The 22,916-nt window shown below is 61.3% G+C and carries 29 protein-coding genes and 1 pseudogene; 13 read left to right on the top strand and 17 right to left on the bottom strand.

Going from position 1 to position 22,916, the window contains the following annotated elements; genetic code table 11:
• Positions 1 to 76: 76 nt before the first annotated feature.
• The 5 genes from NLY36_RS28590 to NLY36_RS28570 form a co-directional block, all read right to left on the bottom strand.
• On the bottom strand, positions 77 to 880 hold the full coding sequence (locus tag NLY36_RS28590; RefSeq protein WP_023671483.1) for an amino acid ABC transporter ATP-binding protein: 804 nt from the start codon (positions 878 to 880) through the stop codon (positions 77 to 79).
• Between the two features lie 23 nt (positions 881 to 903).
• Positions 904 to 2,061: an amino acid ABC transporter permease gene (locus tag NLY36_RS28585; RefSeq protein ID WP_023684325.1), complete on the bottom strand. Its 1,158-nt coding sequence runs from the start codon at positions 2,059 to 2,061 to the stop codon at positions 904 to 906.
• A 4-nt stretch (positions 2,062 to 2,065) separates the two neighbouring features.
• Positions 2,066 to 3,253 carry an amino acid ABC transporter permease gene (locus tag NLY36_RS28580; RefSeq protein ID WP_023689901.1) on the bottom strand — a complete coding sequence of 396 codons (1,188 nt, stop codon included), beginning with the start codon at positions 3,251 to 3,253 and terminating at the stop codon, positions 2,066 to 2,068.
• A gap of 62 nt (positions 3,254 to 3,315) precedes the next feature.
• The gene (locus NLY36_RS28575) at positions 3,316 to 4,344 is read right to left on the bottom strand and encodes an amino acid ABC transporter substrate-binding protein (protein WP_023689900.1); all 1,029 of its coding nucleotides are present in this window, start codon (positions 4,342 to 4,344) and stop codon (positions 3,316 to 3,318) included.
• A gap of 89 nt (positions 4,345 to 4,433) precedes the next feature.
• A complete protein-coding gene (locus NLY36_RS28570) occupies positions 4,434 to 4,625 on the bottom strand; it encodes a hypothetical protein (RefSeq protein WP_023684328.1) in 192 nt (63 codons plus the stop codon).
• A 178-nt stretch (positions 4,626 to 4,803) separates the two neighbouring features.
• Here NLY36_RS28570 and NLY36_RS28565 point away from each other — a divergent pair, with 178 nt between their 5' ends.
• The 5 genes from NLY36_RS28565 to NLY36_RS28545 all read left to right on the top strand — a co-directional run bounded on the left by NLY36_RS28565 (position 4,804) and on the right by NLY36_RS28545 (position 9,021).
• Entirely contained in the window at positions 4,804 to 5,973 is a 1,170-nt protein-coding gene (locus NLY36_RS28565; protein ID WP_023684329.1) for a cystathionine beta-lyase, read from the top strand.
• Positions 5,974 to 6,198: 225 nt separating this feature from the next.
• Positions 6,199 to 7,287, top strand: coding sequence for an HPP family protein (locus tag NLY36_RS28560; RefSeq protein ID WP_023735858.1), 1,089 nt, complete (start codon positions 6,199 to 6,201; stop codon positions 7,285 to 7,287).
• Between the two features lie 148 nt (positions 7,288 to 7,435).
• Positions 7,436 to 8,059: an RNA polymerase sigma factor gene (locus NLY36_RS28555; RefSeq protein ID WP_023700670.1), complete on the top strand. Its 624-nt coding sequence runs from the start codon at positions 7,436 to 7,438 to the stop codon at positions 8,057 to 8,059.
• Between the two features lie 115 nt (positions 8,060 to 8,174).
• Positions 8,175 to 8,699 carry a DUF4142 domain-containing protein gene (locus tag NLY36_RS28550; RefSeq protein ID WP_023697729.1) on the top strand — a complete coding sequence of 175 codons (525 nt, stop codon included), beginning with the start codon at positions 8,175 to 8,177 and terminating at the stop codon, positions 8,697 to 8,699.
• A gap of 10 nt (positions 8,700 to 8,709) precedes the next feature.
• Positions 8,710 to 9,021, top strand: a complete 312-nt coding sequence (locus tag NLY36_RS28545; RefSeq protein WP_023697730.1) for a cupredoxin domain-containing protein — start codon at positions 8,710 to 8,712, stop codon at positions 9,019 to 9,021.
• On the opposite strand, the gene NLY36_RS28540 is transcribed toward NLY36_RS28545, so the two are convergent.
• Positions 8,997 to 9,881 (bottom strand): crotonase/enoyl-CoA hydratase family protein, encoded by an 885-nt coding sequence (locus tag NLY36_RS28540; RefSeq protein WP_023697731.1) that lies wholly within the window; start codon positions 9,879 to 9,881, stop codon positions 8,997 to 8,999. The two genes, NLY36_RS28545 and NLY36_RS28540, sit on opposite strands and share 25 nt — an antisense overlap.
• Positions 9,882 to 9,962: 81 nt before the next feature.
• Between NLY36_RS28540 and NLY36_RS28535 the strand changes: the two genes are divergently transcribed.
• Complete coding sequence (locus NLY36_RS28535; RefSeq protein ID WP_023700673.1) at positions 9,963 to 10,553, top strand: TetR/AcrR family transcriptional regulator; 591 nt, start codon at positions 9,963 to 9,965, stop codon at positions 10,551 to 10,553.
• Positions 10,554 to 10,652: 99 nt separating this feature from the next.
• Here NLY36_RS28535 and NLY36_RS28530 read toward each other — a convergent pair whose 3' ends face one another.
• The gene (locus tag NLY36_RS28530) at positions 10,653 to 11,879 is read right to left on the bottom strand and encodes an anion transporter (RefSeq protein WP_023735859.1); all 1,227 of its coding nucleotides are present in this window, start codon (positions 11,877 to 11,879) and stop codon (positions 10,653 to 10,655) included.
• Positions 11,880 to 12,645: 766 nt separating this feature from the next.
• On the bottom strand, positions 12,646 to 12,882 hold the full coding sequence (locus tag NLY36_RS28525) for a hypothetical protein (protein ID WP_023671471.1): 237 nt from the start codon (positions 12,880 to 12,882) through the stop codon (positions 12,646 to 12,648).
• A gap of 272 nt (positions 12,883 to 13,154) precedes the next feature.
• Here NLY36_RS28525 and NLY36_RS28520 point away from each other — a divergent pair, with 272 nt between their 5' ends.
• From NLY36_RS28520 to NLY36_RS28500, 6 genes and pseudogenes are all read left to right on the top strand, one after another.
• Complete coding sequence (locus NLY36_RS28520; protein WP_023712723.1) at positions 13,155 to 13,481, top strand: hypothetical protein; 327 nt, start codon at positions 13,155 to 13,157, stop codon at positions 13,479 to 13,481.
• A gap of 781 nt (positions 13,482 to 14,262) precedes the next feature.
• Positions 14,263 to 14,410, top strand: a pseudogene (locus tag NLY36_RS31705) (Thivi_2564 family membrane protein).
• Positions 14,411 to 14,423: 13 nt separating this feature from the next.
• Positions 14,424 to 14,717, top strand: a complete 294-nt coding sequence (locus tag NLY36_RS28515) for a hypothetical protein (protein WP_023697735.1) — start codon at positions 14,424 to 14,426, stop codon at positions 14,715 to 14,717.
• A gap of 1 nt (position 14,718) precedes the next feature.
• A complete protein-coding gene (locus NLY36_RS28510; protein ID WP_023684341.1) occupies positions 14,719 to 14,853 on the top strand; it encodes a hypothetical protein in 135 nt (44 codons plus the stop codon).
• 25 nt (positions 14,854 to 14,878) lie between these two features.
• Entirely contained in the window at positions 14,879 to 15,349 is a 471-nt protein-coding gene (locus NLY36_RS28505) for a GFA family protein (protein WP_023735860.1), read from the top strand.
• 570 nt (positions 15,350 to 15,919) lie between these two features.
• A complete protein-coding gene (locus tag NLY36_RS28500) occupies positions 15,920 to 16,114 on the top strand; it encodes a hypothetical protein (RefSeq protein ID WP_023697737.1) in 195 nt (64 codons plus the stop codon).
• A 36-nt stretch (positions 16,115 to 16,150) separates the two neighbouring features.
• Here the strand turns inward: NLY36_RS28500 and waaF are convergent, their stop codons facing one another.
• Together waaF and NLY36_RS28490 are read right to left on the bottom strand one after the other, a co-directional pair.
• Positions 16,151 to 17,200, bottom strand: coding sequence for a lipopolysaccharide heptosyltransferase II (gene waaF, locus NLY36_RS28495; RefSeq protein ID WP_023697738.1), 1,050 nt, complete (start codon positions 17,198 to 17,200; stop codon positions 16,151 to 16,153).
• A complete protein-coding gene (locus NLY36_RS28490; protein WP_023808296.1) occupies positions 17,197 to 18,138 on the bottom strand; it encodes a glycosyltransferase in 942 nt (313 codons plus the stop codon). The genes waaF and NLY36_RS28490 overlap by 4 nt, the downstream gene beginning before the upstream one ends.
• A gap of 483 nt (positions 18,139 to 18,621) precedes the next feature.
• Between NLY36_RS28490 and NLY36_RS28485 the strand changes: the two genes are divergently transcribed.
• On the top strand, positions 18,622 to 19,467 hold the full coding sequence (locus tag NLY36_RS28485) for a glycosyltransferase family 25 protein (protein WP_050591502.1): 846 nt from the start codon (positions 18,622 to 18,624) through the stop codon (positions 19,465 to 19,467).
• Between the two features lie 19 nt (positions 19,468 to 19,486).
• On the opposite strand, the gene msrA is transcribed toward NLY36_RS28485, so the two are convergent.
• From msrA to NLY36_RS28450, 7 genes are all read right to left on the bottom strand, one after another.
• Positions 19,487 to 20,005, bottom strand: a complete 519-nt coding sequence (msrA, locus tag NLY36_RS28480; RefSeq protein ID WP_023697740.1) for a peptide-methionine (S)-S-oxide reductase MsrA — start codon at positions 20,003 to 20,005, stop codon at positions 19,487 to 19,489.
• Between the two features lie 68 nt (positions 20,006 to 20,073).
• On the bottom strand, positions 20,074 to 20,397 hold the full coding sequence (locus NLY36_RS28475; protein WP_023689880.1) for a hypothetical protein: 324 nt from the start codon (positions 20,395 to 20,397) through the stop codon (positions 20,074 to 20,076).
• Positions 20,398 to 20,400: 3 nt separating this feature from the next.
• Entirely contained in the window at positions 20,401 to 20,592 is a 192-nt protein-coding gene (locus tag NLY36_RS28470) for a hypothetical protein (protein WP_023671459.1), read from the bottom strand.
• A gap of 4 nt (positions 20,593 to 20,596) precedes the next feature.
• Positions 20,597 to 20,815: a hypothetical protein gene (locus tag NLY36_RS28465; protein WP_023697741.1), complete on the bottom strand. Its 219-nt coding sequence runs from the start codon at positions 20,813 to 20,815 to the stop codon at positions 20,597 to 20,599.
• A gap of 96 nt (positions 20,816 to 20,911) precedes the next feature.
• Positions 20,912 to 21,115: a Pam3-gp28 family putative phage holin gene (locus tag NLY36_RS28460; protein WP_023689878.1), complete on the bottom strand. Its 204-nt coding sequence runs from the start codon at positions 21,113 to 21,115 to the stop codon at positions 20,912 to 20,914.
• 24 nt (positions 21,116 to 21,139) lie between these two features.
• Positions 21,140 to 21,784, bottom strand: a complete 645-nt coding sequence (locus NLY36_RS28455; protein ID WP_023689877.1) for a glycoside hydrolase family 108 protein — start codon at positions 21,782 to 21,784, stop codon at positions 21,140 to 21,142.
• 170 nt (positions 21,785 to 21,954) lie between these two features.
• The gene (locus NLY36_RS28450; RefSeq protein WP_023723553.1) at positions 21,955 to 22,899 is read right to left on the bottom strand and encodes a glycosyltransferase; all 945 of its coding nucleotides are present in this window, start codon (positions 22,897 to 22,899) and stop codon (positions 21,955 to 21,957) included.
• Positions 22,900 to 22,916: the final 17 nt, after the last annotated feature.

Genomic DNA, 22,916 nt, shown 5'->3' with positions numbered 1-22,916 from the left:
AGATCAATCCCGACCCCAGATAGCAAAAGAGCCCGGCCGCATTGCGGCCGGGCTCTTTTGCTTCGCATGAAAATGCTCAGTGCAGGATCTGCGACAGAAACAGCTTGGTGCGCTCGTGGCGCGGATGGTCGAAGAACTCGGCCGGCGTGTTCTGTTCGACGATCTGGCCCTGATCCATGAAGATCACCCGGTTGGCCACTTTGCGGGCAAAGCCCATTTCGTGGGTGACGCACAGCATGGTCATGCCTTCCTCGGCCAGGCCCACCATCGTCTCCAGCACTTCCTTGATCATTTCTGGATCGAGCGCCGAGGTCGGCTCATCGAACAGCATGATGCGCGGGTTCATGCACAGCGAACGCGCTATCGCCACGCGCTGCTGCTGGCCGCCCGACAGCTGGCCCGGATATTTGTTGGCCTGTTCGGGGATCTTGACGCGCTTGAGGAAGTGCATGGCGATTTCCTCGGCCTGCTTCTTCGGCGTCTTGCGCACCCAGATCGGCGCCAGCGTGCAGTTCTCCAGGATGGTCAGATGCGGGAACAGGTTGAAGTGCTGGAACACCATGCCGACCTCGCGGCGCACCTCGTCGATCTTCTTGAGATCGTTGGTGAGTTCCTTGCCGTCGACGATGATCTTGCCCTTCTGGTGCTCTTCCAGCCGGTTGATGCAGCGGATCATGGTCGACTTGCCCGACCCCGAAGGACCGCAGATGACGATGCGCTCGCCGCGCATCACCTTGAGGTTGATGTCCTTCAGCACATGGAACTCGCCATACCATTTGTGCATGCCGATGATGTCGATTGCGACATCGGTGGTCGAGATGTGCATCTTCTTGGCATCGACCTTGATCTCTTCGGCGCTGACGGCGTTTTCTATGACCATGGCAGGTTCCCCTTTATTTGTTTTTAACGTTTGTGGCCGGTGTCCAGCCGGCGTTCCGTATACATCGAATAGCGCGACATGCCGAAGCAGAACAGCCAGAAGACGAAGGCAGCGAAAATCAGGCCGGACTTGGTGGTCTGCGGCGTCGCCCAGTTGGGATCGGAGAAGTTCTGCTTGACGACACCGAGCAGGTCGAACATCGAGATGATGATAACCAGGCTTGTGTCTTTCAACATGCCGATGAAGGTGTTGACGATGCCGGGTATGACCAGCTTCAGCGCTTGCGGCAGCACGATAAGGTTCATCTTCTGCCAGTAACCGAGACCAAGCGAATCCGCACCCTCATACTGGCCCTTGGGGATCGCCTGCAGACCGCCGCGCACCACCTCCGCCATGTAGGCGGCGGCAAACAACGAGAAGCCGATCAGCGCCCTGAGGAACTTGTCGAAGGAAACGCCGGGGGGCAGGAACAGCGGCAGCATGACGCTGGCAAAGAACAGGACGGTGATCAGCGGGATGCCGCGAACGAATTCGATGAAGATAACGCACAGCATCTTGACTATCGGCATCTTCGAGCGCCGACCGAGCGCCAGCACGATGCCGAACGGCAGCGACACTGCAATGCCGACGAAGGCCAGGCTGAGCGTCACCAGCAGGCCGCCCCATAGCTGCGTCTCCACATGCGGCAGGCCGAACATGCCGCCGACCAGCAGCACGAAAGCGACGATCGGCAGCACCAGGAAAAGCAGGATCGCGTTCAGCCCCTTGCGCGGCACGCGCGGGATCAGCAGCGGCACCAGCAGCGCCACGAATAGTATGGCGACCAGGATCGGCCGCCAGCGCTCCTCAATAGGATAGCGGCCGAGCATGAATTGGCCGAACTTGGCGTTGACGAACGCCCAGCAAGCGCCGGACCAGCCATCCGGCTGAACGCCGCCTTGCGCCGCCGTGGCGCATACCGAGCGATCGGACCCTACCCACTGGGCGCTGATGAAGGCCCAGTTGATGATTGGCGGCAGGATCATCACCACCAGTGCGATGCCCAGTACGGTCAGGATGGTGTCGCCCACCGAACCGATCAGGTTCTTGCGGACCCAGGCGATAGGCCCCCGCACGCCGGCCGGCGCCTGTTGCGCCAGGGCCATTTCGGTCCGCACCCAGGCGGTATCGTGTTCCTGCATGGCCTTACCTCTCCACCAGCGCCATCCTGGCGTTGACCACATTCATGACCGCCGACGTCACCAGGCTGATGACGAGATAGACGACCATCATGATCAGCACGTTTTCGACCGCCTGCCCCGTCTGGTTGAGCACTGTGCCGGCGGTCGCCGTCAGATCCGGGTACGCAATAGCGATGGCCAGCGATGAGTTCTTGGTCAGGTTGAGATACTGGCTGGTCAGCGGCGGGATGACGATGCGCATGGCTTGCGGCACGACGACAAGCCGCAGGATCGATCCCGGCCGCAATCCCAGAGCACCAGCCGCTTCCGACTGGCCCTTCGAGACGCCGAGAATGCCGGCACGCACGATCTCTGCAATAAAGGAGGCCGTGTAGCAGGACAGCGCCAGATAGAGCGAAAGGAATTCCGGCCCGATGTGGAAACCGCCGGCCAGGTTGAAGGTCGATTGCTTCGGAAAATCGAAGGTCAGGGGAAAGCCGCTCAGCGCATAGGCCAGAAGCGGCAGGCCGACGATCAGCGCCAGGGACGTCCAGAACACGGGAAACTGCTGACCGGTCGCCATCTGCCGCTGGCGCGCCGTGCGGGCGACGAACCATGCCATGGCGATGCCGACAAGCAAGGCGACAAAGATCAGCCAGGAGCCATCACCCCAGATGGCACGAGGAAGATAGAAGCCGCGCTGGTTGAGAAAAGAGCCGAATGGCAGGTTGATGCTTTCGCGCACCACGGGCAAGACCGCCAGCACGCCCGAATACCAGAAGAAGATCACCAGCAGCGGCGGGATGTTGCGGAAAATCTCGACATAGACCGTGCAGATCTTGCGGATCAGCCAGTTGTGCGACAAGCGGCCGATGCCGACGATGAAGCCGATGATGGTTGCGGTGATGATGCCGGCAACGGCGACGATGAGGGTGTTGATCAGCCCGACGACAATGGCTTTGCCATAGGTGTCGTCCGAGTTGTAAGGGATGGCACTGACTGAGATATCGAAGCCGGCACGGCTTTTCAGGTAGCCGAACCCGGAAGAAATGTGCAGGCGCTGCAGATTGTCGATGACGTTGTGGACAATCCACCAGACGCTCGCCACCAGCAAGACGACAACCACCGCCTGGAAGACAACTCCACGGACTTTTGGATCGTTGATGAAGGAACCGCGGCTCGGCTCCTCGCGTAGGACTTCCTGCGACGCCATTGCCCATCCCCTGCAAAGAGAAACCGGAAGGCAGACAATCTGCCTTCCGGATCGCATTTCGATCAGCGGATCGGTGGCGCGTATTGCAGGCCGCCCTTGGTCCACAGCGCATTGATGCCGCGCGCGATCTTCAGCGGGCTGCCGGTGCCGACATTGCGCTCGAACATCTCACCGTAATTGCCGACTGCCTTGACGATGTTGACGACCCAGTCATTGCTAACGCCGAGATCGGTGCCGATCTTGGTTTCGGGTTCCTGGCCGAGCACGCGCTTGATCTCCGGGTTGTCCGAGGTCTTCATCTCGTCGACATTGGCCTGGGTGATGCCCAGTTCCTCTGCCTGCAGCAGCGCGAAATAGGTCCACTTGACAATGTGGTACCACTGGTCGTCCCCCTGGCGCACGGCCGGGCCGAGCGGTTCCTTGGAGATGATCTCGGGCAACACGACATGGTCTGCCGGCGCGCTGAGCGTCAGGCGGATGCCGTAGAGACCCGACTGGTCGGTGGTGTAGACATCGCAACGGCCCGCGTCATAGGCGGCGTTGACCTCTTCAAGCTTTTCGAAGACGACCGGGTTGTACTCCATCTTGTTCGCCTTGAAGTAGTCGGCGAGGTTGAGCTCGGTCGTGGTGCCGCTCTGCACGCAGACTGCCGCACCCGAAAGCTGCAGCGCCGAATTGACGCCCGGCAGCTTCTTGGCGTTGATCATGAAGCCCTGGCCGTCATAATAGGTGACGCCGACGAAGTTCAGGCCAAGTGCCGTATCCCGATTGATGGTCCAGGTGGTGTTGCGCGACAGGATGTCGACTTCGCCCGACTGCAGCGCGGTGAAGCGCTCCTTGGCGCTGAGCGGCGTGAACTTGACCTTGGTGCCGTCGCCGAAGACGGCGGCCGCGACCGCGCGGCAGAAATCCACATCGATGCCTTTCCATTCACCCTTGTCGTCAGGCGCAGCGAAGCCGGCAAGACCTGTGTTGGTACCGCACTGGATGAAGCCTTTCGCCTTGACGTCGTCGAGCGTTGTCGCCGACGCGGCCGAAGCCATCCATCCAAGCGCAGCGGCACCGAGAATGCCAATTGCAATGTGTTTCATAACCCACAGACCCTTTTCTGTTTTCAGGTAAACCCTGATCCTCAGGCAAATCCTGATCTTTTCCCGCGTGAACCCGGCTCCCATCCGGCTCATTCCCGGAACCCCGCGTCGTAACCGACGCCCGGCCCCTCCCATTCACGAACTGCATCGAAGGCGATTATCTCTGTGAGGTCAAGGGAAATGACCGTTTCACGACAGCTTTGAAAACCAATTGCCGCAAATGCCTGAATTGCAGACAACAGCATCAGGAAAGCAGCAAGCCCCGCAAATAAAACCGGCAAAGTCCGTCGACGCTAATCCACATCCACTCATGAAATCCGCGGCTCTGGATCGCCACGCATTCCAGACTATTCATGGGGGAATTGGCCTATGCAAAGGGCACCGCCTGGCGGGCGCCCGCTGTTGCACGGCCAATGCCGCCGCTCTATGGCTAGCGCTTTCACCACAAGGCGAAGAGCAATGGCGACTGACGGCAACGAAATGGGTATCAACACGCGGCTTGCCCATTCGGGCAACAATCCGCACGACTATTTCGGCTTCGTCAATCCGCCGATCGTGCATGCCTCGACCGTGCTCTATCCCAATGCGTCGGTGATGGCGGCGCGCAGCCAGAAATACACCTATGGCACACGCGGCACGCCGACCACCGATGCGTTGGCGCATGCGATCGACGCGCTGGAAGGCTCCGCCGGCACAATAATCGTGCCGTCGGGCCTGGCGGCGGTGACCGTCCCGTTGCTGGCGTTTCTCTCGGCAGGCGATCACATCCTGATTGTCGATTCCGTCTACCATCCGACCCGCAATTTCGCCGACACGATGCTGAAGCGGCTGGGTGTCGAGGTCGAGTATTACGATCCGCATGCCGGCGCCGGCATCGCCAGCTTGATCAAGCCGAACACCAAAGTCGTGTTTACGGAATCACCGGCCTCCAACACCTTCGAGGTGCAGGACGTTCCGGCGATCGCCAAGGCGGCGCATGAAACGGGCGCCATCGTCATGATGGACAATACCTGGGCAACGCCGCTCTATTTCCGTCCGCTCGACCACGGCGTCGATATCTCGATCCATGCGGCGACGAAATATCCGGCCGGGCATTCGGATGTGCTGCTGGGCACAGTGTCTGCCAATGCCAACTGCTGGAAGCAGCTTTGCGAGACGTTCTACACGATGGGCTGCTGCGCCGGCCCCGACGACGTCTACCAAGTCCTGCGCGGCCTGCGCACGATGGGCGTTCGGCTGGATCACCATCAAAAGAGCGCGCTTGCCATTGCCGTCTGGCTTGAAGGCCAGCCCGGCGTGGCCCGCGTGCTGCACCCGGCGCTCCCCAGCCACCCCGACCACGCGGTGTGGAAGCGTGATTTTTCCGGCTCGAGCGGCATCTTTTCCATCGTGCTCAAAGGCGGCGGCCAGAGACAGCAGCATGCCTTCCTCGATGCGTTGAAAATCTTCGGTCTCGGCTATTCCTGGGGCGGCTATGAGAGCCTTGCCGTGCCGGTCTTCCTCGGCGACCGTACCGTCGCCAAGGGCCCCTATGACGGCCCGCTGATCCGGCTGCAGATCGGGCTCGAGGATGTCGAGGACCTCAAGGCCGATATCCTGCGCGGGCTGGAAGCGGCCGCTGCGGCATGACACCAGCAAACTTGCCAAGCTGATTCCGCTAGCCGGCTTAACCCGTTGAAAGGATTGGCGAGCGACTTTCGCAGGCGATCGACCTCGCAAAGCCGCTCATCGGTCAACCAAGCGCAATGTTATTTCCCCAACGCGCGCTTTTTCGGATCGGTTTGACTTTCAAAATCGTCGGTCCAACGCCATTGCAGGCGCTGCGCGCACAATTCCAGCCGGACTGAGCTTGCCATGGCCTTTCGTCTCTTTGTCCCCATTCTCGCCGGCGCGACGCTGCGCGAGCGCCTCATCGCCTGCATCGGGGCGATGATCGGCATTGCGCTGACCGGCGCGATCGGCGCGCTGGTGCTTGGCAATGGCCCGCATGTGCCGCTGCTGGTGGCGCCGATGGGGGCGTCGGCGGTGCTGCTGTTTGCGGTGCCTGCAAGCCCGCTGGCGCAGCCATGGTCGATCATCGGCGGCAATACAATATCGGCGCTGGTCGGCGTGATCGTGGCCCATTTCGTCCCTCAGCCCGTTCTCGCCACGGGCATTGCCGTGGCGATGGCGATCGCCGCCATGTCGTTCTCGCGCTGCCTGCATCCGCCGGGCGGAGCCGCCGCACTGACCGCCGTGCTCGGCGGGCCGGCCGTGATCGGTGCCGGCTTCCTGTTTCCGTTCGTGCCGGTGGCGCTGAACTCCATGATGCTGGTCGCGCTCGGCTATGCTTTCCACAGGCTGTCGCGACGCAGCTACCCGCATGTGCCGGCCCCTGCCCCGAAAAGCACGCACGGAACCATCGATCCGCCGACTCAGGAGCGCATCGGCTTCCGGGCGGAGGACATCGATGCCGCGCTGGCTGCGCTCGACGAGACCTTCGACATCGACCGCAACGATCTCGAACAGCTGCTGCGACAGGTCGAACTGCAAGCGACGATGCGCGCACACCGAACCATGTTGTGCGAGGACATCATGTCCCGCGACGTGATTTCGGTCGATGAACACGCGTCCGCCGATCGGGCGCGTCATCTGCTGCTCGACCACAATATCCGCACGCTGCCGGTTGTCGACAAGGACGCCAGGCTGGTCGGCACCGTTGGATTAAGGGAATTGGCGCGAGCCGACGAAGCCGTCGGAAGCGTTACCTCGACAGCGTCGACCGCCGCCGCCGGTACGCCCGCCATGGCCCTGCTACCGGTGCTCACCGACGGCCGCACCCATGCAGTCATCATCTTGGACGGGGACAGCCGCATCCTTGGCCTGATCACGCAGACCGATCTGCTTGCGGCAACGGCGCGAGCGCAGGCTGCTGACAAGCCGCTGGCGGAAGCAGTATTCTAGGCGCCGTCGGAGCCGGGCGAAAATGGCCGGGAACCTTTTGCCGGCGATGTCATCCAATGTCTTGATCGAGGTTTCGGACGGGGATTGGATCGAGGAACTGGCCATGCCTGCTATGTCTCTACCAATGCCCACTGCTGCTTCAAGCGAGATGCTTCTCGTGCGCCGCGCGCTGGCACGCGAAGGCAACGCCTTCCGCATCATCATGAAGACCCATAATCAGCGGCTCTATCGCATCGCTCGCGGGGTGGTGCGCAACGATGCTGAAGCCGAGGACATCGTCCAGGAGGCCTATGTCAGAGCCTTTGCCCATCTCGATGCCTTTCGCGGGGAGTCCTCATTGGCCACCTGGCTGTCGCGCATCGTCATCAACGAGGCGCTCGGCCGTCTGCGCAAAAGGCGGCGGACGGTGGCGAAAAACCCGCAAGCCGAAATCATCCAGTTCCCCCTCAATCCCAGCGACGATCCGGAGCGGACGATGGCGCAGCGGCAGATCCTCGAGTTGGTGGAACGGGCGACCGACAGCCTACCCGATGTTTATCGGACGGTGTTCGTGGCGCGGGTTATCGAGGGGCTCAGTATCGAGGAGACCGCCGAGCTGCTTGGCGTGCGGCCGGAAACCGTCAAGACAAGGCTACACCGCGCCCGCGCCCTGGTACGCAAGGCACTCGACGACCAGATCGGGCCGGTGCTGCTCGACGCCTTCCCGTTTGCCGGCCGGCGCTGCGACAGGCTGACCAGCGCCGTCATGCAGCGGCTCGGCCTGGAGAGCTGATCATCGGCTGATTTGGCCGATTTCCCCGGGAACGTTTGCCACCGCTGCGCATCCAATGACCGTCAACTGAAAAACATGGCCCGGCGCGATCCCGCGTCCGGGCGAAGGAGATGCCATGCTTACCCGACACACCGCCGCCCTCGCTGCCTTGCTGCTGCTTGGCGCTGCCCCGCTCGCACAAGCCGCCGACAAGCCGACGGACCCTCAGATCGCCCACATCGCCTACACGGCAGGCGTCATCGATGTGGAAGCCGCCAAGCAGGCGATCAAGAAATCGAAGACCAAGGAGGTCGTGGATTTCGCCAACGACATGGTGCGCGACCACGAAGCGGTCAACGCGCAGGCACTGGAACTGGTAAAGAAGCTGAAGGTGACGCCGGAAGACAACGCAACCAGCCAGGCGCTGACCAAGGCTGCGGCCGAGGAGCGGGCGAAGCTCGCCAAACTCGACGGCGCAGCCTTTGACAAAGCCTATGTCGACAACGAGATCGCCTACCACAAACAGGTCGACGGCGCGCTTGAAACCCTTTTGATCCCATCGGCCAGCAATGCCGAGTTGAAGAGCCTGCTGCAGACCGGCCTGAAGATTTTCCAGGGCCATGAACAGCACGCCGAGCATGTTGCAGGTATGCTGAAGTAAGGACCAGGCCATGTCGAAACGGCTGCTATGGATTGCACTGGCGCTGGTCTTCGGGACCTCACCCGTGCAGGCCGAAACCATCCAGGTCACCATCGACAAGCTTGTCTTTTCGCCGGCCACCGTCGAGGCGAAGGTCGGCGACACGATCAAGTGGGTGAACAATGACGTGTTCGCCCACACGGCTACCGTCAAGGGCGGCTGGGAAGTGATGATCCCGCCGAAGGCAACAGCGAGCCTGACCCTGCGGAAGGCGGAAGCGGTCGAATATTTCTGCCGCTTCCACCCCAACATGAAAGGTCATGTGGCCGTGACGGCGCCTTGATCCCGGTCCGCAAGCCCGTCCTGCTGCGTTGAGGCTCGCCTGGCTTCATCCGGCCGGGTGATGTGCGTCCACGAGCCGTGACAGCCCGGCTGGCGGCGTGCGATCCAGGCATCCAGCCCTTCGCGCAGATCAGCGGTCGGAGCCATGCGGGCGAACTGCTCGGCCTCGACAGCCAAGCCATCCGCGATGCTCTGGTTCAGGCCGCGCGCCACTGCTGTGAGGATCGAGGCAATTGCTGCAGGAGAATGCCTGGTCATGCGCCGGGCGAGATCAATTGCGGCGGGCATCAGCTCCTCATGCGGCACCACCTGATTGACGAGGCCGAGTTCGAGGGCGCGCGGCGGCGGGAACCAATCGCCGGTCAACAGCAGCTCGAGCGCCCGCTTGCGCCCTGCCAGCCTCGGAAGCCGCTGCGTGCCGCCGAAAGCAGGCGGCATTGCAAGGTTGATCTCAGGCTTGGCGAACAAGGCGCGGTCGCTGGCGATAGCGAGCGGCACGGCTTCGGTGATCTCGCAGCCGCCGCCGAAGGCGATGCCGTTGACGGCGGCGATGACGGGCTTGCGGAACGCCTCCAGCCTTGCGGTCAGGCGCTGTCCGCGCATGACGAAGTCGCGCAGGGCAACGTCGACGCCGATGTCCACGCTGCCTGAGAATTCATGGATGTCGCCGCCGGCGGAGAAGGCGCGCTCTCCTGCTCCAGTGAGGATGACGGCGCGGATGGCATCGTCGGTCTCGACGGCATCGAGGAGCGCAAGCAGGCGATCAATCAGCGCATAGTTCAAGGCGTTGAGCTTTTCCGGCCGATTAAGTGTGAGGATGGCGATCCCGTTGCGGGCCTCGGTGAGCACAAGCTCGGTCATGTCTTTTCCTTCCCTGTGTTTGTCGACGGAGAGGATCAGGCTTTCGGTTGTATGTATATTCACTAGTCGGTATACTTGCGTATGAGCCAAGCACCAAGCCCTACCCGCAAACGCATTGTCGATGCCGCAACGAAGCTGTTCTATGCCGAGGGGATCGGCCGCGTCAGCGTCGATGCAGTGGCGGAAAAAGCCGGGCTGACCAAGCGCACGCTCTACTATCATTTCAAGAGCAAGGACGATTTGATCGCGGCCTATCTCGACGGTCGCGACCAGCCGAACCTCAAGCAGATGGCCGGCTGGTTCGAGACGGCCGAAGGCGATGTCGAGCGCAAGGTCGAGGCGATTTTCACCAATCTGGCGCGCGTGGCGAAGCACCCGAAATGGAGAGGCTGCGGCTTTCTGCGCACGGCAGCCGAACTCGCTTCCATGCCCGGACACCCGGCCGTTAAAGCGGGCGCGCGGCATAAGCAGAATTTCGAGACCTGGCTGGCCGGCGAACTCTCAGGCCACGGCGTCGACGAGCCGCAGACCCTGGCGCGCGAAATCGTGCTTTTGATGGACGGCGCGTTCTCGATCATGCTGATCCACCGCAACCCCGACTATGTCGAGGCGGCCGGACATGCCGCTGCAACGCTGGTTCGGGCAAGGTCAGGATCGGCGACTATCCGCTAGAGCGTTCATCGTTTAATGAAGACGGCGAAACACGCTATCTCTTTGTTTTGACGCAATTCCGGACCGAAAAACCGCTTCACACTTTTTCCTGGAATTGCTCTAGAATCCAGCCGCCAGCCATGCCGTCCCGACGGCAAGGGTCAGCAGCGTCAGTGGCAGGCCGACCTTGAAGAAGGCTGAGAAGGACAGCTGCGTGCCGGCCGCCCGCGCCTGTTCGGCGACGATCAGGTTGGCGACTGAGCCGAGCAAGGTGAAGTTGCCCGCCAGCGTCGAGCTCATCGCCACCACCAGCCAGGCACGCCCGGGGTTTTCAAGGCCGGGTATGAATGGCCGCAGCGCCAGCACGGCCGGAACATTGCTCATGATGTTGGAGAGCACCGCGGTGAAGCCCGATAGACGCCAGACGTCGTCCAGCCCGAGGTTCTTGGCCGAGGCGATGATGTCGGGCGTCAGCAGCGTCTTTTCGGCGCCGGCGACAACGATGAACAGGCCGGCGAACATGAACAGCAGCGGGCCGTCGATCTCGCGGTAGATGCGGGCCGGCTTGATGGCGCGGGTGAGCAGCAGGATGGCGCCGCCGATGAGCGCTGCCTTGGCAACCGGAACGCCGGCGAAGAAGGCGATGGCCAGGCCGATGCAGACAACCACCGCCTTCAGCACCTGTCCCGGCAGCATGCGGCCGCGATAGACTTCCGGGTTGAGATCGGCGGTGCGGGCGAATTCGGCGCGGTAGACGATGCGCACGATTACGATGACCGCGACGAGGCCGGAGAGGGCAACCGGCGCCAGGGCGGCCGAAAAGGCGGGGTAGGAAATTCCCGACAGCGCGCCGATGACCATGTTCTGCGGGTTGCCGGTGATGGTGGCGACGCTGCCGCAGTTGGACGCTGTGGCGGTGGCGATCAGATAGGGAATGGGATTGCGGTTGATGACACGGGTGACGTGGACGACGATCGGCGCCATGACCAGGCAGATGGCGTCGTTGACCAGGAACGCCGACAGCACGCCGGTCAACAGCGTCACCATGACCAGCAGCACGAAAGGCGCGTGTGCATGCTCGATAGCGTAGGCGCCAAGCGTCCGGAAGGCGCCGGACACCTTCAGATGCGCCACCACGATCATCATGCCGAGCAGCAGCGTAATGGTGTCGAAATTGATGGCGCGATAGGCATCTTCCATACTGAGTGCGCCGATGGCGATCATCGCCGCACCCCCCAGCAAGGCGATCCCTGCCCGGTCGAGACGGAGGCCTGGAATACGCCCGATTGCGACGCCGGCATAAGTCAGGACAAGGATCAAAAGTGCCGCTGCGCCCATCAATGTCATTGGCAGACATCCTTGTCCAAACGAACCGACGCAGGAACGGACTGTTCCCGCTCAGGCATTTGCCGGGCAGCTTTAACGCCGCTCCAGCAAAGCGAAAGCCTATAACGATCCGAATGCGAAAATCGGTGGGCAAAATCGCGGGTCGACCGATGCCGGGAGCAACCGGAGCTTGATCTTGAGACGGCCGAAATTGGGAATGAGACACGCGCGGCGGACTGCCGGTGGCCTGAGATTGCCATCCGCGAAACTTCCCCCTCGGGAGGCTCGTGGCTTATGTAATTAAATTCTAATTTAGGCTTTCCGGGTATGGATAGCTTAGCTATATTTCGGCTGTGGGGTTTCAGTTGGTCCAGGTTCTTCAGAGGGAATGCCGTGTCTCGGAAAACGAGGCTCTGCTGGCCCGCCCGATGGAATGTCCACAATGCCACGGAACCCGCAAGGTGTTTGTCTGTGCCCGGTGGGCGAGCTCGAACGGCCATTGCTGCCCCGGAGGAACACACCGGCTCAGTTGCCCCGGTCACAGCGTCGCGTGCATGGAGTGCGAAGAGAACCTTGAGCCTATCTGAAAGCGATCGCGACTATTCCTGTTCGGAAAACGCAAAAAGCCCGCTCCGGCAAACCGGAGCGGGCTTTGCAACCATACGCCAAGAGTACCCTGCTGAGACCAGTACCCTGCCGAGAGCCGACCCGCTTTGCGTTTCCGCCACCGCAGTAAATTGGTAGCGGCACTTCCAGAAAAAGCGATTGTAGGCTAACCGCCGTCGAATTACTCGCCCGACTGGCCGTCGCCAGTCACACTGCTGCCCAGAATTCCAAAGTCCTGAGACTTTGTTCCTTGTCCCGCAGTCAGGAATCCATCCGCATCCAGGCCGCGCCGCAGCAGTTCCCGCACTGCCGCGGACCGGCTTGGCATGCGCTTTTCGAAGCGCCAGTTTTCCAAGGCAGCCAATTCCTCGGCTGTCAGCATGATCTGCAGTCGCTCGGGTCGTTCCAGCTCGGCCATTCGCGCCTCCAACCGTCAAGACCAAAAATATGGTGAGTTAGTATGTGTCTCAATTGCAGTATAGCTAGGGGTCCCCGTGCAGCGCGTCAAGAGAGGCTGATGGGTGACTCACATACAAGACCAACGATGAGGGAGACACGCCGATAGCACAACCCGCGCAATCTGCTAACTACCTGATTTACTTGAGAATTTTTTATATTCTTCTTGCCATCTGAAGGTCGTTGGCGCATCTTGATCACGACGGGACAACCGGCTCCTGAAGGAAGGTTTCCATGCGCTACGGATATTCGGCTCGGCTACGGGAGGATCTCAATTCACGGGTCCTGGGCGCGCTTCGCTCGCGCGGAATGGTCAATATTGCGGTGGTTGCCGAGGACATACGATTGCGTAACCTGGACGAGAACGTCGCCCTTGAAGATGTCGAGCGGCTTGTGATGCAGACGGCCCAACTCTACGGCGCGGTGATGGAGTTGGACGGACTGACCTCCGTCGAGGCGGGGAGATTGACTTCGCTTGCCGACGATAAGCACGAACTGCCTGGCATCGGCAATTCCGACACCACAGGCGGCCAAACCGCTCCCCTGCTGGGATTGTCCTAAGGCGCGACCCTCTCTTTCAATCGACAAAATCCGCGAGAGAGATTTGGACCGAACTCAGCGGCGCTTTGAGCGCCCAGACGACGCCTTGTTCCCCAAATTCCAGTTGTCCGGTGCCGCTAAGCGCTTGTGGCGCAACCCGCTGGAGGACGACGGAGCCAAAACCGCGGCGCGTCGTCCCACTCAGGTTCGGCGGCCTCGTTGTAGAACGTGATGCGGCCCCGTGTGTCGATGGTGTAGGCTGCAACGGGCAACGCTTCCAACAAACTGGCGGGCCCGACACCTGGGATTCCAATCCCCGCATGTTGGATGACGTATTTCCCCACCCCAAATTCCCCACCTGCTCGATTTGCCCGTTCCGCGGTAGCTGAGATGCACGTGCGAGGTTTCGGTTCCCGTCGTCCCCTTGGGACGGCAATTGTTCTCCTGCGAAAAGGCGATCACCCGCCGGGCGGCGCCGGATCTCAGGGCTCGCGCAAATGTCGACAACGAAGCGCAACTCAGGCCGTTTCTGTCGGAACCTCGTCAGCCTGGGGCGGTTCTCCCGTTAGCCCAGCCTGACGCCAGCAACAAGTCGCCTGGAAACCGTGTCGCCGACGGCAGACGACAACCGTGCGGCAAACAGGCCCTGATCGGCGTTCAGCTTCAAAGGCCGCGGAACGCTGTTTCGCGGCCTTTACGCTGCGCCGATGGCTTCGCATCGACAGGAACCAATCAAGGGCCAGAGCGTTTGCCGCCGCGTACTCTTTTCAGACATAGCCAGTGAGGGACATGGCTTCATCTTATCGGCATTCTGATCACTTTCCTGGTGATCATCCTGGTGCTCTATCTCGTCCAGCGTCTGCCGCTCGATGGCCGCACGAGGCAGATCGCAGATCGTTGTCATCATTATCGGCATTATTTCGCTGTTGAAATACCTGGCCGTATTTTAGGATAAGGGTCGCCATGACATCCCAAACAATCGCATGGATCATCGGAACGGCGTTGTTTGCCGCAACAAGCACGGCCTGCGCCCGACCCGACACGCGTTCGATGACCTGCGAGGAGACGCAGCGCGTCATCCAGAGCCATCACTCGGCGGTGTTGACGACCGGCCGGAATACTTACGATCGCTATGTCCGCCAATACGGCAACGAGTGCGACTGGCCGGAGGTGCCGGTCGCTGCCTCCGTTCCGACACGTGACGGCCAGTGCCGTGTCTATTGGTGCCGGGAACCGGTGTTCGATTTCCCGAACTGACATGTCCAGCAGCCTTGCGGCGGTCGTTGCCATGGCGCTGCCGGGTCCAGACAATGCATTGCGCGAGGCGACATGGAACCGTTGCGCCGCGCGTGAATTGATTGTGCGCATGGCGCTGCAAGATGTGGCGGTGTGATGCCCAACCAGACGGAGGCGCGGTCATGCCCAATGATACAAGGCGGAGCGGCAGCTGCCTGTGCGGCGGCATCCAGTTTTCGGTGACGGGAGATCCCTTTCGGATTGGCCTTTGCCATTGCAAGGACTGCCGCAAGGTTAGCGGGTCGGCTTTTTCGACGTTCGCAGTGTGGCCGCTCGAGGCGTTCGAAACGACGGGTATCGTCAACAGCTACGGCGACAGAAGTTTTTGTCCCACCTGCGGCGGCCGGGTCCCTTTGGTTCGTGAGAATGAGGTGGAAGTGACGATTGGCAGCCTCGATGAGGTGCCCACGGAAGGGCTGGAGCCCAGCTATGAACTCTGGGTCAATCGCCGTGAGCACTGGTTGCAACCCTTGCCTGCCGCCCGGCAATTCGAGCACGACCGGGTCGATGACGAGCCGACAAACCGGACAGCCGGACCGATTTCTGACGGTGTCGAGACGGCGTCAAGCTTGCCGCAACGCAAGTCGGCCTAGCGCGAGCGGCGCAGACAGCCGGCTGGCAGGAAATTCATTCTCGAAACCGCCCGATGCCGACAGGACCGGGTCCGACAACATTTCACCCGGTAGAAGCCAAACGCAAAAAAGCCCGCCTTGGCGTCAAGCCAAGGCGGGCGGTAGATCGTCCGGCCTGCGCTGCCGTGGAACGACGGGTTGGCCAAAGCGCTGGGCTGAGACCCGGTGCCGTTTGTAACCGGCGATTGACTACGGAGCGGCCCGGTCAGCTGGAATTCGTCTTGTGGTTGCAAGGATGCTACATTTGTTTGGAAACGAGAGCTTAAGACCACGCAATATCGTTACGTCAACTACGCTGCCCAAGTATCTCGTGGTGTGAACTGGAGGAACCTTCCTGACTCGTACAAAAGAACGCTTTGTTTATTTTGTTTCCGTCACATAGTGTAGCGAATCTTGAAGCCGGATGGGGCGGCTTTCATGCAGCCAGCGCCTTCGCAGGATCGCGGTCCGCACGTGCAATATCCACTTCACGGCAATCTTCATGCAAGCATAGCCAGCGCAAAGTTCATACGCAGACGTTGGGGGGCACCGATGGACCAGCCGAGCAAAATGGAGAACCTGCAGTTCGCGCAAGGGATACTGCGGGAGCTTAGGCAGAAAGCCGAAGCCGACGGCGAGAAGCTTCTGACTTATCTCATCGACATGGCCTACCTTGAAGTCAGCGACCGCATCCGTGCACATTGGGTCGGCAATCACGAGCCCGAAAGCCGCAGGGCCATGGGGTAACCGAAACGCGGCGATGGTTGCCCCCACGGGGCGTTTTTAACCAGACGCCTGGGGCCGGCGAGACCATTGGGCGATACCGGCTGAGAGGTCAGCCAGAACCTCGCTCACCCGAGTTTCGCTGATGCCCCGCGTGTCCTTGACCCAGCTGGGCGTCGAAAGCGGCGGTTCGATAAAGCGAACATGGTTGTTTACGGGCCCATGCACATAGGGGCGATTCAGCCCGTAGATGAGCGCGCATGGGACGTTCAGGGCAGCGGCGGCGTGGGAAATGCCGCCATCAACCCCGAGGAACATGGTCGACGCAGCGATCTGGCACATCGCGTCAGCAATCGACGGGGTCGAGGTGAAGTCGATTGCCTCAGGAATGGCGGCGCGGATTTTTGCGGCACCGGCGTGCTCGCGCGGTCCGCCTACAATCCAGATTGCCCAGCCGCGATCATGATGGTCTCTGGCGATCGAAATGAAGCGCTCGACGGGCCATGAGCGGAAATTCTCAATGTCGGCAGTATAGAGCGCCAGTGCCGGTCGGTCGGCATCGATCTTCTTGTGCTGGCGCCATTCGTCCAGTTCGGCCGGATCGACCACAAGCCGGGGCGCCGGCCACTCTGCGCCCGCAGCCGGCTTTTCGCCAAGCGAGGCAATCGAGCAGACCTCCTCGAACAGCCGCGTCTTGCGGGGTCCGAAGGCCCATAGATGGGCCAACCAGCCGGCGGGGAAGCGATTGAGGAGGCCGAATTGCAACTCCTGCGGATAGCCGATGCGCTCCTCTATTCCGGCCATGAACGCCATCAGCGCCGCCTTGGTGCTGCTGGTCATCAGATAGGCCGTACGGTAATTTTCCTTGCGCAACTCGCCAACCAGGCGGCTGCGCTCGCCAAAACCGGGGCGCTGATGACGCTTGGCAAGCGCCCAGCCCTTCCTGACATGCGGCATCAGGCGCGCCAGCGGCGCTGCAACGGGCGAGGTGACGACATCTATGGGGCGATCAGGAAATCGCGCGGCAATGATCTGGATGGCGGAATGGCAACGGACGAAGTCGCCGACCGCGGGGAAGCCGACGAAGAGGATTGGATCGCCGGTCGTCAAGGAAGCGCTTCGCCGTCAAGGATGCGGGCATAGAGATCCAGATAGCCGCGCGCCGCTTTTTGGATGGGAAATCTCGTCGCGGCCGATTCGCGGCATTGCTGAGGCGTAAGGTCGGCGACGGCCTCGAAAGCGGCCGCAAATTCTTCATCGGTCTCAAAGAAGCGCCCGCTGTCGGCATCGACCGTCTCGGGCAATGCGCCTCGCGTCGTCGTCAGCACCGGAGTGCCGCACAACATGGCTTCGACCGGTGCGTTGCCGAACGGCTCCTCCCAGGCGATGGGGTTGAGGAAGGCTCGCGCTTCGCCGAGAAGGCGAAGCTTCGGCTCGCCGTCAACGATTCCGTGGAAACGGTATCGCCTGCCAAGGCTCTTGAAAAACAACCCTTCGCGGCGGGTCTGACTTCGGCCCAGCAGTTTCCAACGCGAGCCACCGGCGATATCGAGACCGAAATCGAATTTTTTGGCGAGATCGACGGCGCGGTTGAGGCCTTTGCTTGATCGTGCAATGCCGGCGAGAAATAGCAGGCGGTCGCCCTTTGCAGCCGACAAACGATAGGCGTCCACCGGAAAGCCATTGTAGACGAATGTCTCGCGCCCATGCTGGCGGGCATGATTGGCGCTGATAAAGCTCCAGTTCGCAACTGGCATGGGCTGGTCCGGCATAAAGCCGCGCTGCGTATTCAGCGTTGGAAATGGCACCTCGACGGGCCAACTATGGGTGTGGACGATTTGCGTGTCGCGCGGAATGGCTGCCCGGCATTCGGCATCGGTCGAAGCGTGCCGGACTTCGAAGAGCGGGTGGCTGGAGCCAGGGCCAGCGATCACCACGACTTCGTGTCCGAGACGAACCATCTCCGTGGCCAGCCATTCGACCTGACGCTGAATCCCACCGTAACCTCGGCAGGGTATTACGCCCTTCAAAACGAGCGTCACCCGCATTGACCTTGCCTCACAATGCTCTCAAAGACGGCCCAGTTGCGTCACGGGCTGGGCATTGTCAAGGTCGCGCCAGAAACGCAAAAAGCCGCGGCGGCCTCGATCGGGTTACGGAATCGTTAATCAGCGCTTGCTACTATACCGGATGACCAAGAATCTCGGCAATGCACCCAGGACCATCTCCAGGCAACAGCCAAAGACCTCCGCTCTTGGTGGGCTGACGCCCGCCCTGTTTCCCCTTGTGGTCGTCGCGCTCGGATACATGATCGGTCGGCAATTTTTCGGCTTCTAGGGCGACTCGTCTAGGCGCGCACGGTAAAGGCTCGCGCCACGCGGGGGACGCCGTCAATGTCCACCCAACCTCCAAAATCAACCGGCGGCACCGTACGCCGCTACCCACTGCCCCGCACGTAAGCAAATTTTGTGCAATAACGGGAACGTGATATTCACTGATCACCGGACAAGGGGGCGCTGATGAGGTGTCTGGTGATCAATCTTGATCGTTCTCGCGATCGGCTGGCGCATGTCGCGTCCGAGTTCGGCCGGATCGGAGTACCATTTGAGCGTGTCTCCGCCATCGATTGCCCCGATTGCTGCTCTGTCGCCAAAAGCCCGCTAAGCGCTGCTGAGGTTTGCTGTTTCCTGAGCCACCGCTCGTGTTGGGAGATCGTTGCGAACGGCGCGGATCAATATGGCGCGGTTTTCGAGGACGACGTCGTTTTCGGCGCGGGCGCCGGCTCGCTGCTTGCGTCCGATCGATGGGTGCCGCGCGATGCCGATGTGATCAAGCTGGAAACGCATTTTGCCAAAGTGAGGGTCGGACGCAAGGAAGTCGCTCTCGATGATGGGTTTTCGCTTGCCAGACTTTATGGCCTGCACGCGGGCGCCGCAGGCTATGTCATCTCCAGATCGGCAGCGCAAAGATTGCTGCGCAGGACCATGCATCTGAGAGGAGAGGTCGACTTCGTTCTTTTTCACCCAGGATTCATGACCTACTCGCTCAACCGAATCTATCAGATCATGCCGGCGCTTTGCGCACAGCACCATTTTGTTTCGGGACGAGAGCGCTTTCCAAGCCTCGTGCGACGGCCCGGGAGGCGGCCAAAACCGTTTCTCGATCGAATTGTCGGAGAAGCGGTGCGAACCTTCGCCTATCTTCGAAACCAGAGCCTGACCGGAACAAAGAAGATCGAGGCCGTCGCGTTCTCAGGCTCTGAGGTCGACGGCAAACCCGTCCACGGCGCGTTCATCTATGGGCAGCCCGAGCACGGCCACCTCAACAAGGCGGCCGGCATACCGATCGCGCGGAAGAATAGTTCGACCGCCAGATAAGCAGACGATAGCGGCTGCGTTACGAAACAGCCTTTTCGCGGACCGGAAGCTTCCAGCCCGGCCTGACAAAGTGGCAGGTATAGCCGTTGGGGTATTTCTCGAGATAGTCCTGATGCTCTGGCTCCGCCTCCCAGAAATCGCCCACCGGCGCAAGCTCGGTGACGACCTTGCTCGGCCACAGTCCAGAGGCATCGACATCGGCGATGGTGTCTTCGGCGACGCGCTTCTGCTCGTCGCTGGTGTAGAAGATCGCCGAGCGATAGCTCATTCCGACATCGTTGCCCTGGCGGTTCCTGGTGGTCGGATCGTGGATCTGGAAAAAGGATTCGAGCAATGTGCGAAAGCTGATCCTGGCCGGATCGAAAACGATCTCGATGGCTTCGGCATGGCTGCCGTGGTTGCGATACGTGGCGTTGGGCACATCGCCACCGCTATAGCCGACGCGGGTAGAGATCACGCCGGAATAGCGCCGGATCAAATCCTGCATGCCCCAGAAACAGCCGCCGGCAAGGACTGCACGTTCGGTGGACGTCGCCATATCATACCTCCATTGGATTGCTCCTTAGGTAGGCATTGTCGCTGGCTTCTTCCAGCATCTCAAGTGCATCACTCGTTGCCGGCCGAGCCGAACCGCCGCACGATGACCTCGAAGACGATGTCGGAAATCCACATGGCCGAGACGCCGATCAAAAAGGCGGCGGCGAGCGTCGTGGTGTCGTCGGCCGGATCGGGGATAGGCATGCCGGTTGCCCTGAACCAGGCGACGGCAGGCAGCGTCAGATACGCAGCCGCCAGCGCCCCGCAGATCGGCGAGGCAATCATCTCGCGCAGCTTGTAGCGATGGCGCGACAGTGCTCGCAGCACGCCGCCGGCTAGCCCGGCGGCGACGACCGGTCCCTTGATGCCGAGCATGTCGAAGAGGTCGTGCATCGGCTAAGGCCTCCATCCGCAGAGCTTTTGTCCCTTGCGGTTGTGCGCCAAGAGCGCTCTCGCCTCGGCGTCCGACAGGACGTCGACGGCTTCGGCCGACAGGCGCAGCGGGCTCGAAATCGCGCAGAAGCCGCCCGAAGCAGTCGTGCACCCGGCAAGCGCCACAAGCAGCGCAAGCATCAGTCCCTTGCCCATGATTTCAGCTCCTTTGAACAGCGTCCGCCGGCAATGCGCCGACGTCGTTCTGCACCTGCTCAGCGACCGCACGCGCCGCGGCCTCAGCGGCCGCCAGTTTGCCGCGCTCGGCCCTGGCGCCGGCCAGCCGCTGGTGAGCGCCCCAGCAAAGGGCGGCGATGACCGATGCCAGGAAGCCCAGCAGCGCTTTGTTGCCAAGCAGGACGGCGAGGAGCGCGCTCACAGCAGCCACCCGGCGACAAGCCCGGCGGCAAAGCCGATAGCATAGGGTTTCGCGGCTTCGAGATAGGCGATGAGCAGTTGTTGAAACCCTTCCATGTCAGTGCTCCCAGCCGGATTTGCGGGCCAGCCAGTGCCAGGTCTCGGTGACCGAGGCGATGGCGAGACCGGCGGCGATCTCCAGACCAGCTTGAATGTCGGGGTCGGAAGAAAATGCCGCCGCGTCGTCGGCGCCGAGCAGGCCACGCGCGACCAGAACACCGGCGCCGTAACGCAAGCCGATGCGGATGAAGACGGCGATCATGTCGAACTCCTTGCGAAATTGATTTCAGGATTTGAAGCAGCGCACGCCAGAATCGCAGGCGTTCGACGGGGCTGATCGGCCCGCCGGTAGACACCGGCATCGCACTGCCGGGCTTCGGCGAGAGCGCTGGTGGCTGGGCCGGGGGCCCGGCGAAGGTGGGGCCAACATCAACAGCGCCTGGGAACGGACCGACCGGATGCGATCGCTCCAACCCTTGCCGAAAACCGGCCAGGTGGGCAGCCGCCGCAGGAATGCCAGGCGGGCATCGCAAAGATCGTCGATGACTGCGCCCGGTGGCCTGGCGCCGACAGCTTTGAGCGTGGGCGGGCCGATCCTGCCGTCCTGTGCGGTGCCAACTGCCGCCTGCAGATATTTAGCCGCCCTGCCCGGCCCACTGTTCACGGCGAAGTCGAAGACGGCATAGTCGACACCGCCGGGAAGCTCGGCGCCCGCAGCGGCATCCCAATAGAAGCGGCGATAGACCGTCGCCACCTGAGCATCCGTGATATGGCGAAGGTCGTCCTTCGTCGCATCCGCCTTCACGTAGCGGCGGAAATTGGCCAGCGTCACGCCCTTCATGGTTGCGCCGCCGCGATCGGCCGGATTGTCGGACCAGCCGCCTTCCGATTTGAGGACGAGCGCAAGCGCCCGCGCGAAGTTGCGGTCCATGGGTAACCTCAGGAGATTGTGGAATTTAGCTCGGAGACTTTAGCCAGTCACAGATCACGCACAGGAGACGAGTGTCCTGTTGATCCTGACTGTGCCGACGGCATGTCGGTTGGCCAGCTATAACGCTTCCTCACGGGAGAGGAATTTTGGATGGAGCGGCTAAAGCGGGCTCACGGAAGCACTTCGCCGTCAAGGATGCGTTTATAGAGTTCCAGATAGGCCGTTGCGGCTTTCTGGATCGGAAATCTTTCGGCTGCCGATTCACGGCATGTTCGCGCGGAAATGCTGTTGATCTCATTGAGACCGTGAGCAAACTCGTCATCGGTTTCGAAGAAACGCCCGCTGTCTGCATCGACCGTTTCGGCAAGCGCACCGCACGGAGTGGTCAGCACAGGCGTTCCGCACAGCATTGCTTCGACCGCCGCCATGCCGAACGGCTCTGCCCAGGAGATCGGGTTAAGGAAGGCGTACGCCTCGCCGAGCAATCGGAGCTTTTCCTCGCCATCGACAGTGCCGTGGAAGCGGTAGCGCGGCGATAAGCTCTTGAAGAACAGAGACTCTTTCCGGGTTTGGCTGCGCCCGAGCAACTTCCACCTCGAGCCACCCGCAATATCGAGAGCGAAGTTAAATTTCTTCGCCAGATCGACGGCCCGGTTGAGGCCCTTCCCGGCCCTCGCGATACCGCCCAAAAACAACAGCCGCTCACCTTTCCGATCTGCCAGCCGGTAGGCATCCACAGGGAAGCCGTTGTAAACAAACGTTTCTCGATCATGATGATGCGCGTGACTGGCGCTGACGAAGCTGTAATTTTGCCCCTTCCTCGGGGCGTTTGGAACATAGCCGTGCAGAGTGTAAAGCGCACGATATGGGCTTTCTACATCGTACCAGCCGTTGAAATGCACGATGTCAGTATTGATAGGGATCGCCCCCAGACATTCCACTACTGACGCGGCCTGCCGGACCTCGCAACGCGGATGGGTGGAGCCCACTCCGGCAATGAGTGTGATTTCATGTCCGAGAGATGCGAGTGCGCTGGCGAGCCAATCGATTTGCCGCTGGGTGCCGCCATAGCCTCGACAGGGAATTTTGCCTTGCACTGCAATAGTAATATGCATGTTCCAACGTTTAGACC

Origin of the sequence: Mesorhizobium sp. C399B, assembly GCF_030323185.1 — a bacterium.
GTDB lineage: Bacteria > Pseudomonadota > Alphaproteobacteria > Rhizobiales > Rhizobiaceae > Mesorhizobium.
This window is presented reverse-complemented; position numbering and strand designations above follow the sequence as displayed.

Bases quoted from the DNA above. Each gene is read 5' to 3' on its own strand.
- NLY36_RS28590 (WP_023671483.1), bottom strand. From the start codon at position 880: ATGGTCATAGAAAACGCCGTCAGCGCCGAAGAGATCAAGGTCGATGCC.
- NLY36_RS28585 (WP_023684325.1), bottom strand. From the start codon at position 2,061: ATGCAGGAACACGATACCGCCTGGGTGCGGACCGAAATGGCCCTGGCG.
- NLY36_RS28580 (WP_023689901.1), bottom strand. From the start codon at position 3,253: ATGGCGTCGCAGGAAGTCCTACGCGAGGAGCCGAGCCGCGGTTCCTTC.
- NLY36_RS28575 (WP_023689900.1), bottom strand. From the start codon at position 4,344: ATGAAACACATTGCAATTGGCATTCTCGGTGCCGCTGCGCTTGGATGG.
- NLY36_RS28565 (WP_023684329.1), top strand. From the start codon at position 4,804: ATGGCGACTGACGGCAACGAAATGGGTATCAACACGCGGCTTGCCCAT.
- NLY36_RS28560 (WP_023735858.1), top strand. From the start codon at position 6,199: ATGGCCTTTCGTCTCTTTGTCCCCATTCTCGCCGGCGCGACGCTGCGC.
- NLY36_RS28555 (WP_023700670.1), top strand. From the start codon at position 7,436: ATGCTTCTCGTGCGCCGCGCGCTGGCACGCGAAGGCAACGCCTTCCGC.
- NLY36_RS28550 (WP_023697729.1), top strand. From the start codon at position 8,175: ATGCTTACCCGACACACCGCCGCCCTCGCTGCCTTGCTGCTGCTTGGC.
- NLY36_RS28545 (WP_023697730.1), top strand. From the start codon at position 8,710: ATGTCGAAACGGCTGCTATGGATTGCACTGGCGCTGGTCTTCGGGACC.
- NLY36_RS28540 (WP_023697731.1), bottom strand. From the start codon at position 9,881: ATGACCGAGCTTGTGCTCACCGAGGCCCGCAACGGGATCGCCATCCTC.
- NLY36_RS28535 (WP_023700673.1), top strand. From the start codon at position 9,963: ATGAGCCAAGCACCAAGCCCTACCCGCAAACGCATTGTCGATGCCGCA.
- NLY36_RS28530 (WP_023735859.1), bottom strand. From the start codon at position 11,879: ATGACATTGATGGGCGCAGCGGCACTTTTGATCCTTGTCCTGACTTAT.
- NLY36_RS28525 (WP_023671471.1), bottom strand. From the start codon at position 12,882: ATGGCCGAGCTGGAACGACCCGAGCGACTGCAGATCATGCTGACAGCC.
- NLY36_RS28520 (WP_023712723.1), top strand. From the start codon at position 13,155: ATGCGCTACGGATATTCGGCTCGGCTACGGGAGGATCTCAATTCACGG.
- NLY36_RS28515 (WP_023697735.1), top strand. From the start codon at position 14,424: ATGACATCCCAAACAATCGCATGGATCATCGGAACGGCGTTGTTTGCC.
- NLY36_RS28510 (WP_023684341.1), top strand. From the start codon at position 14,719: ATGTCCAGCAGCCTTGCGGCGGTCGTTGCCATGGCGCTGCCGGGTCCA.
- NLY36_RS28505 (WP_023735860.1), top strand. From the start codon at position 14,879: ATGCCCAATGATACAAGGCGGAGCGGCAGCTGCCTGTGCGGCGGCATC.
- NLY36_RS28500 (WP_023697737.1), top strand. From the start codon at position 15,920: ATGGACCAGCCGAGCAAAATGGAGAACCTGCAGTTCGCGCAAGGGATA.
- NLY36_RS28490 (WP_023808296.1), bottom strand. From the start codon at position 18,138: ATGCGGGTGACGCTCGTTTTGAAGGGCGTAATACCCTGCCGAGGTTAC.
- msrA (WP_023697740.1), bottom strand. From the start codon at position 20,005: ATGGCGACGTCCACCGAACGTGCAGTCCTTGCCGGCGGCTGTTTCTGG.
- NLY36_RS28475 (WP_023689880.1), bottom strand. From the start codon at position 20,397: ATGCACGACCTCTTCGACATGCTCGGCATCAAGGGACCGGTCGTCGCC.
- NLY36_RS28470 (WP_023671459.1), bottom strand. From the start codon at position 20,592: ATGGGCAAGGGACTGATGCTTGCGCTGCTTGTGGCGCTTGCCGGGTGC.
- NLY36_RS28460 (WP_023689878.1), bottom strand. From the start codon at position 21,115: ATGATCGCCGTCTTCATCCGCATCGGCTTGCGTTACGGCGCCGGTGTT.
- NLY36_RS28455 (WP_023689877.1), bottom strand. From the start codon at position 21,784: ATGGACCGCAACTTCGCGCGGGCGCTTGCGCTCGTCCTCAAATCGGAA.
- NLY36_RS28450 (WP_023723553.1), bottom strand. From the start codon at position 22,899: ATGCATATTACTATTGCAGTGCAAGGCAAAATTCCCTGTCGAGGCTAT.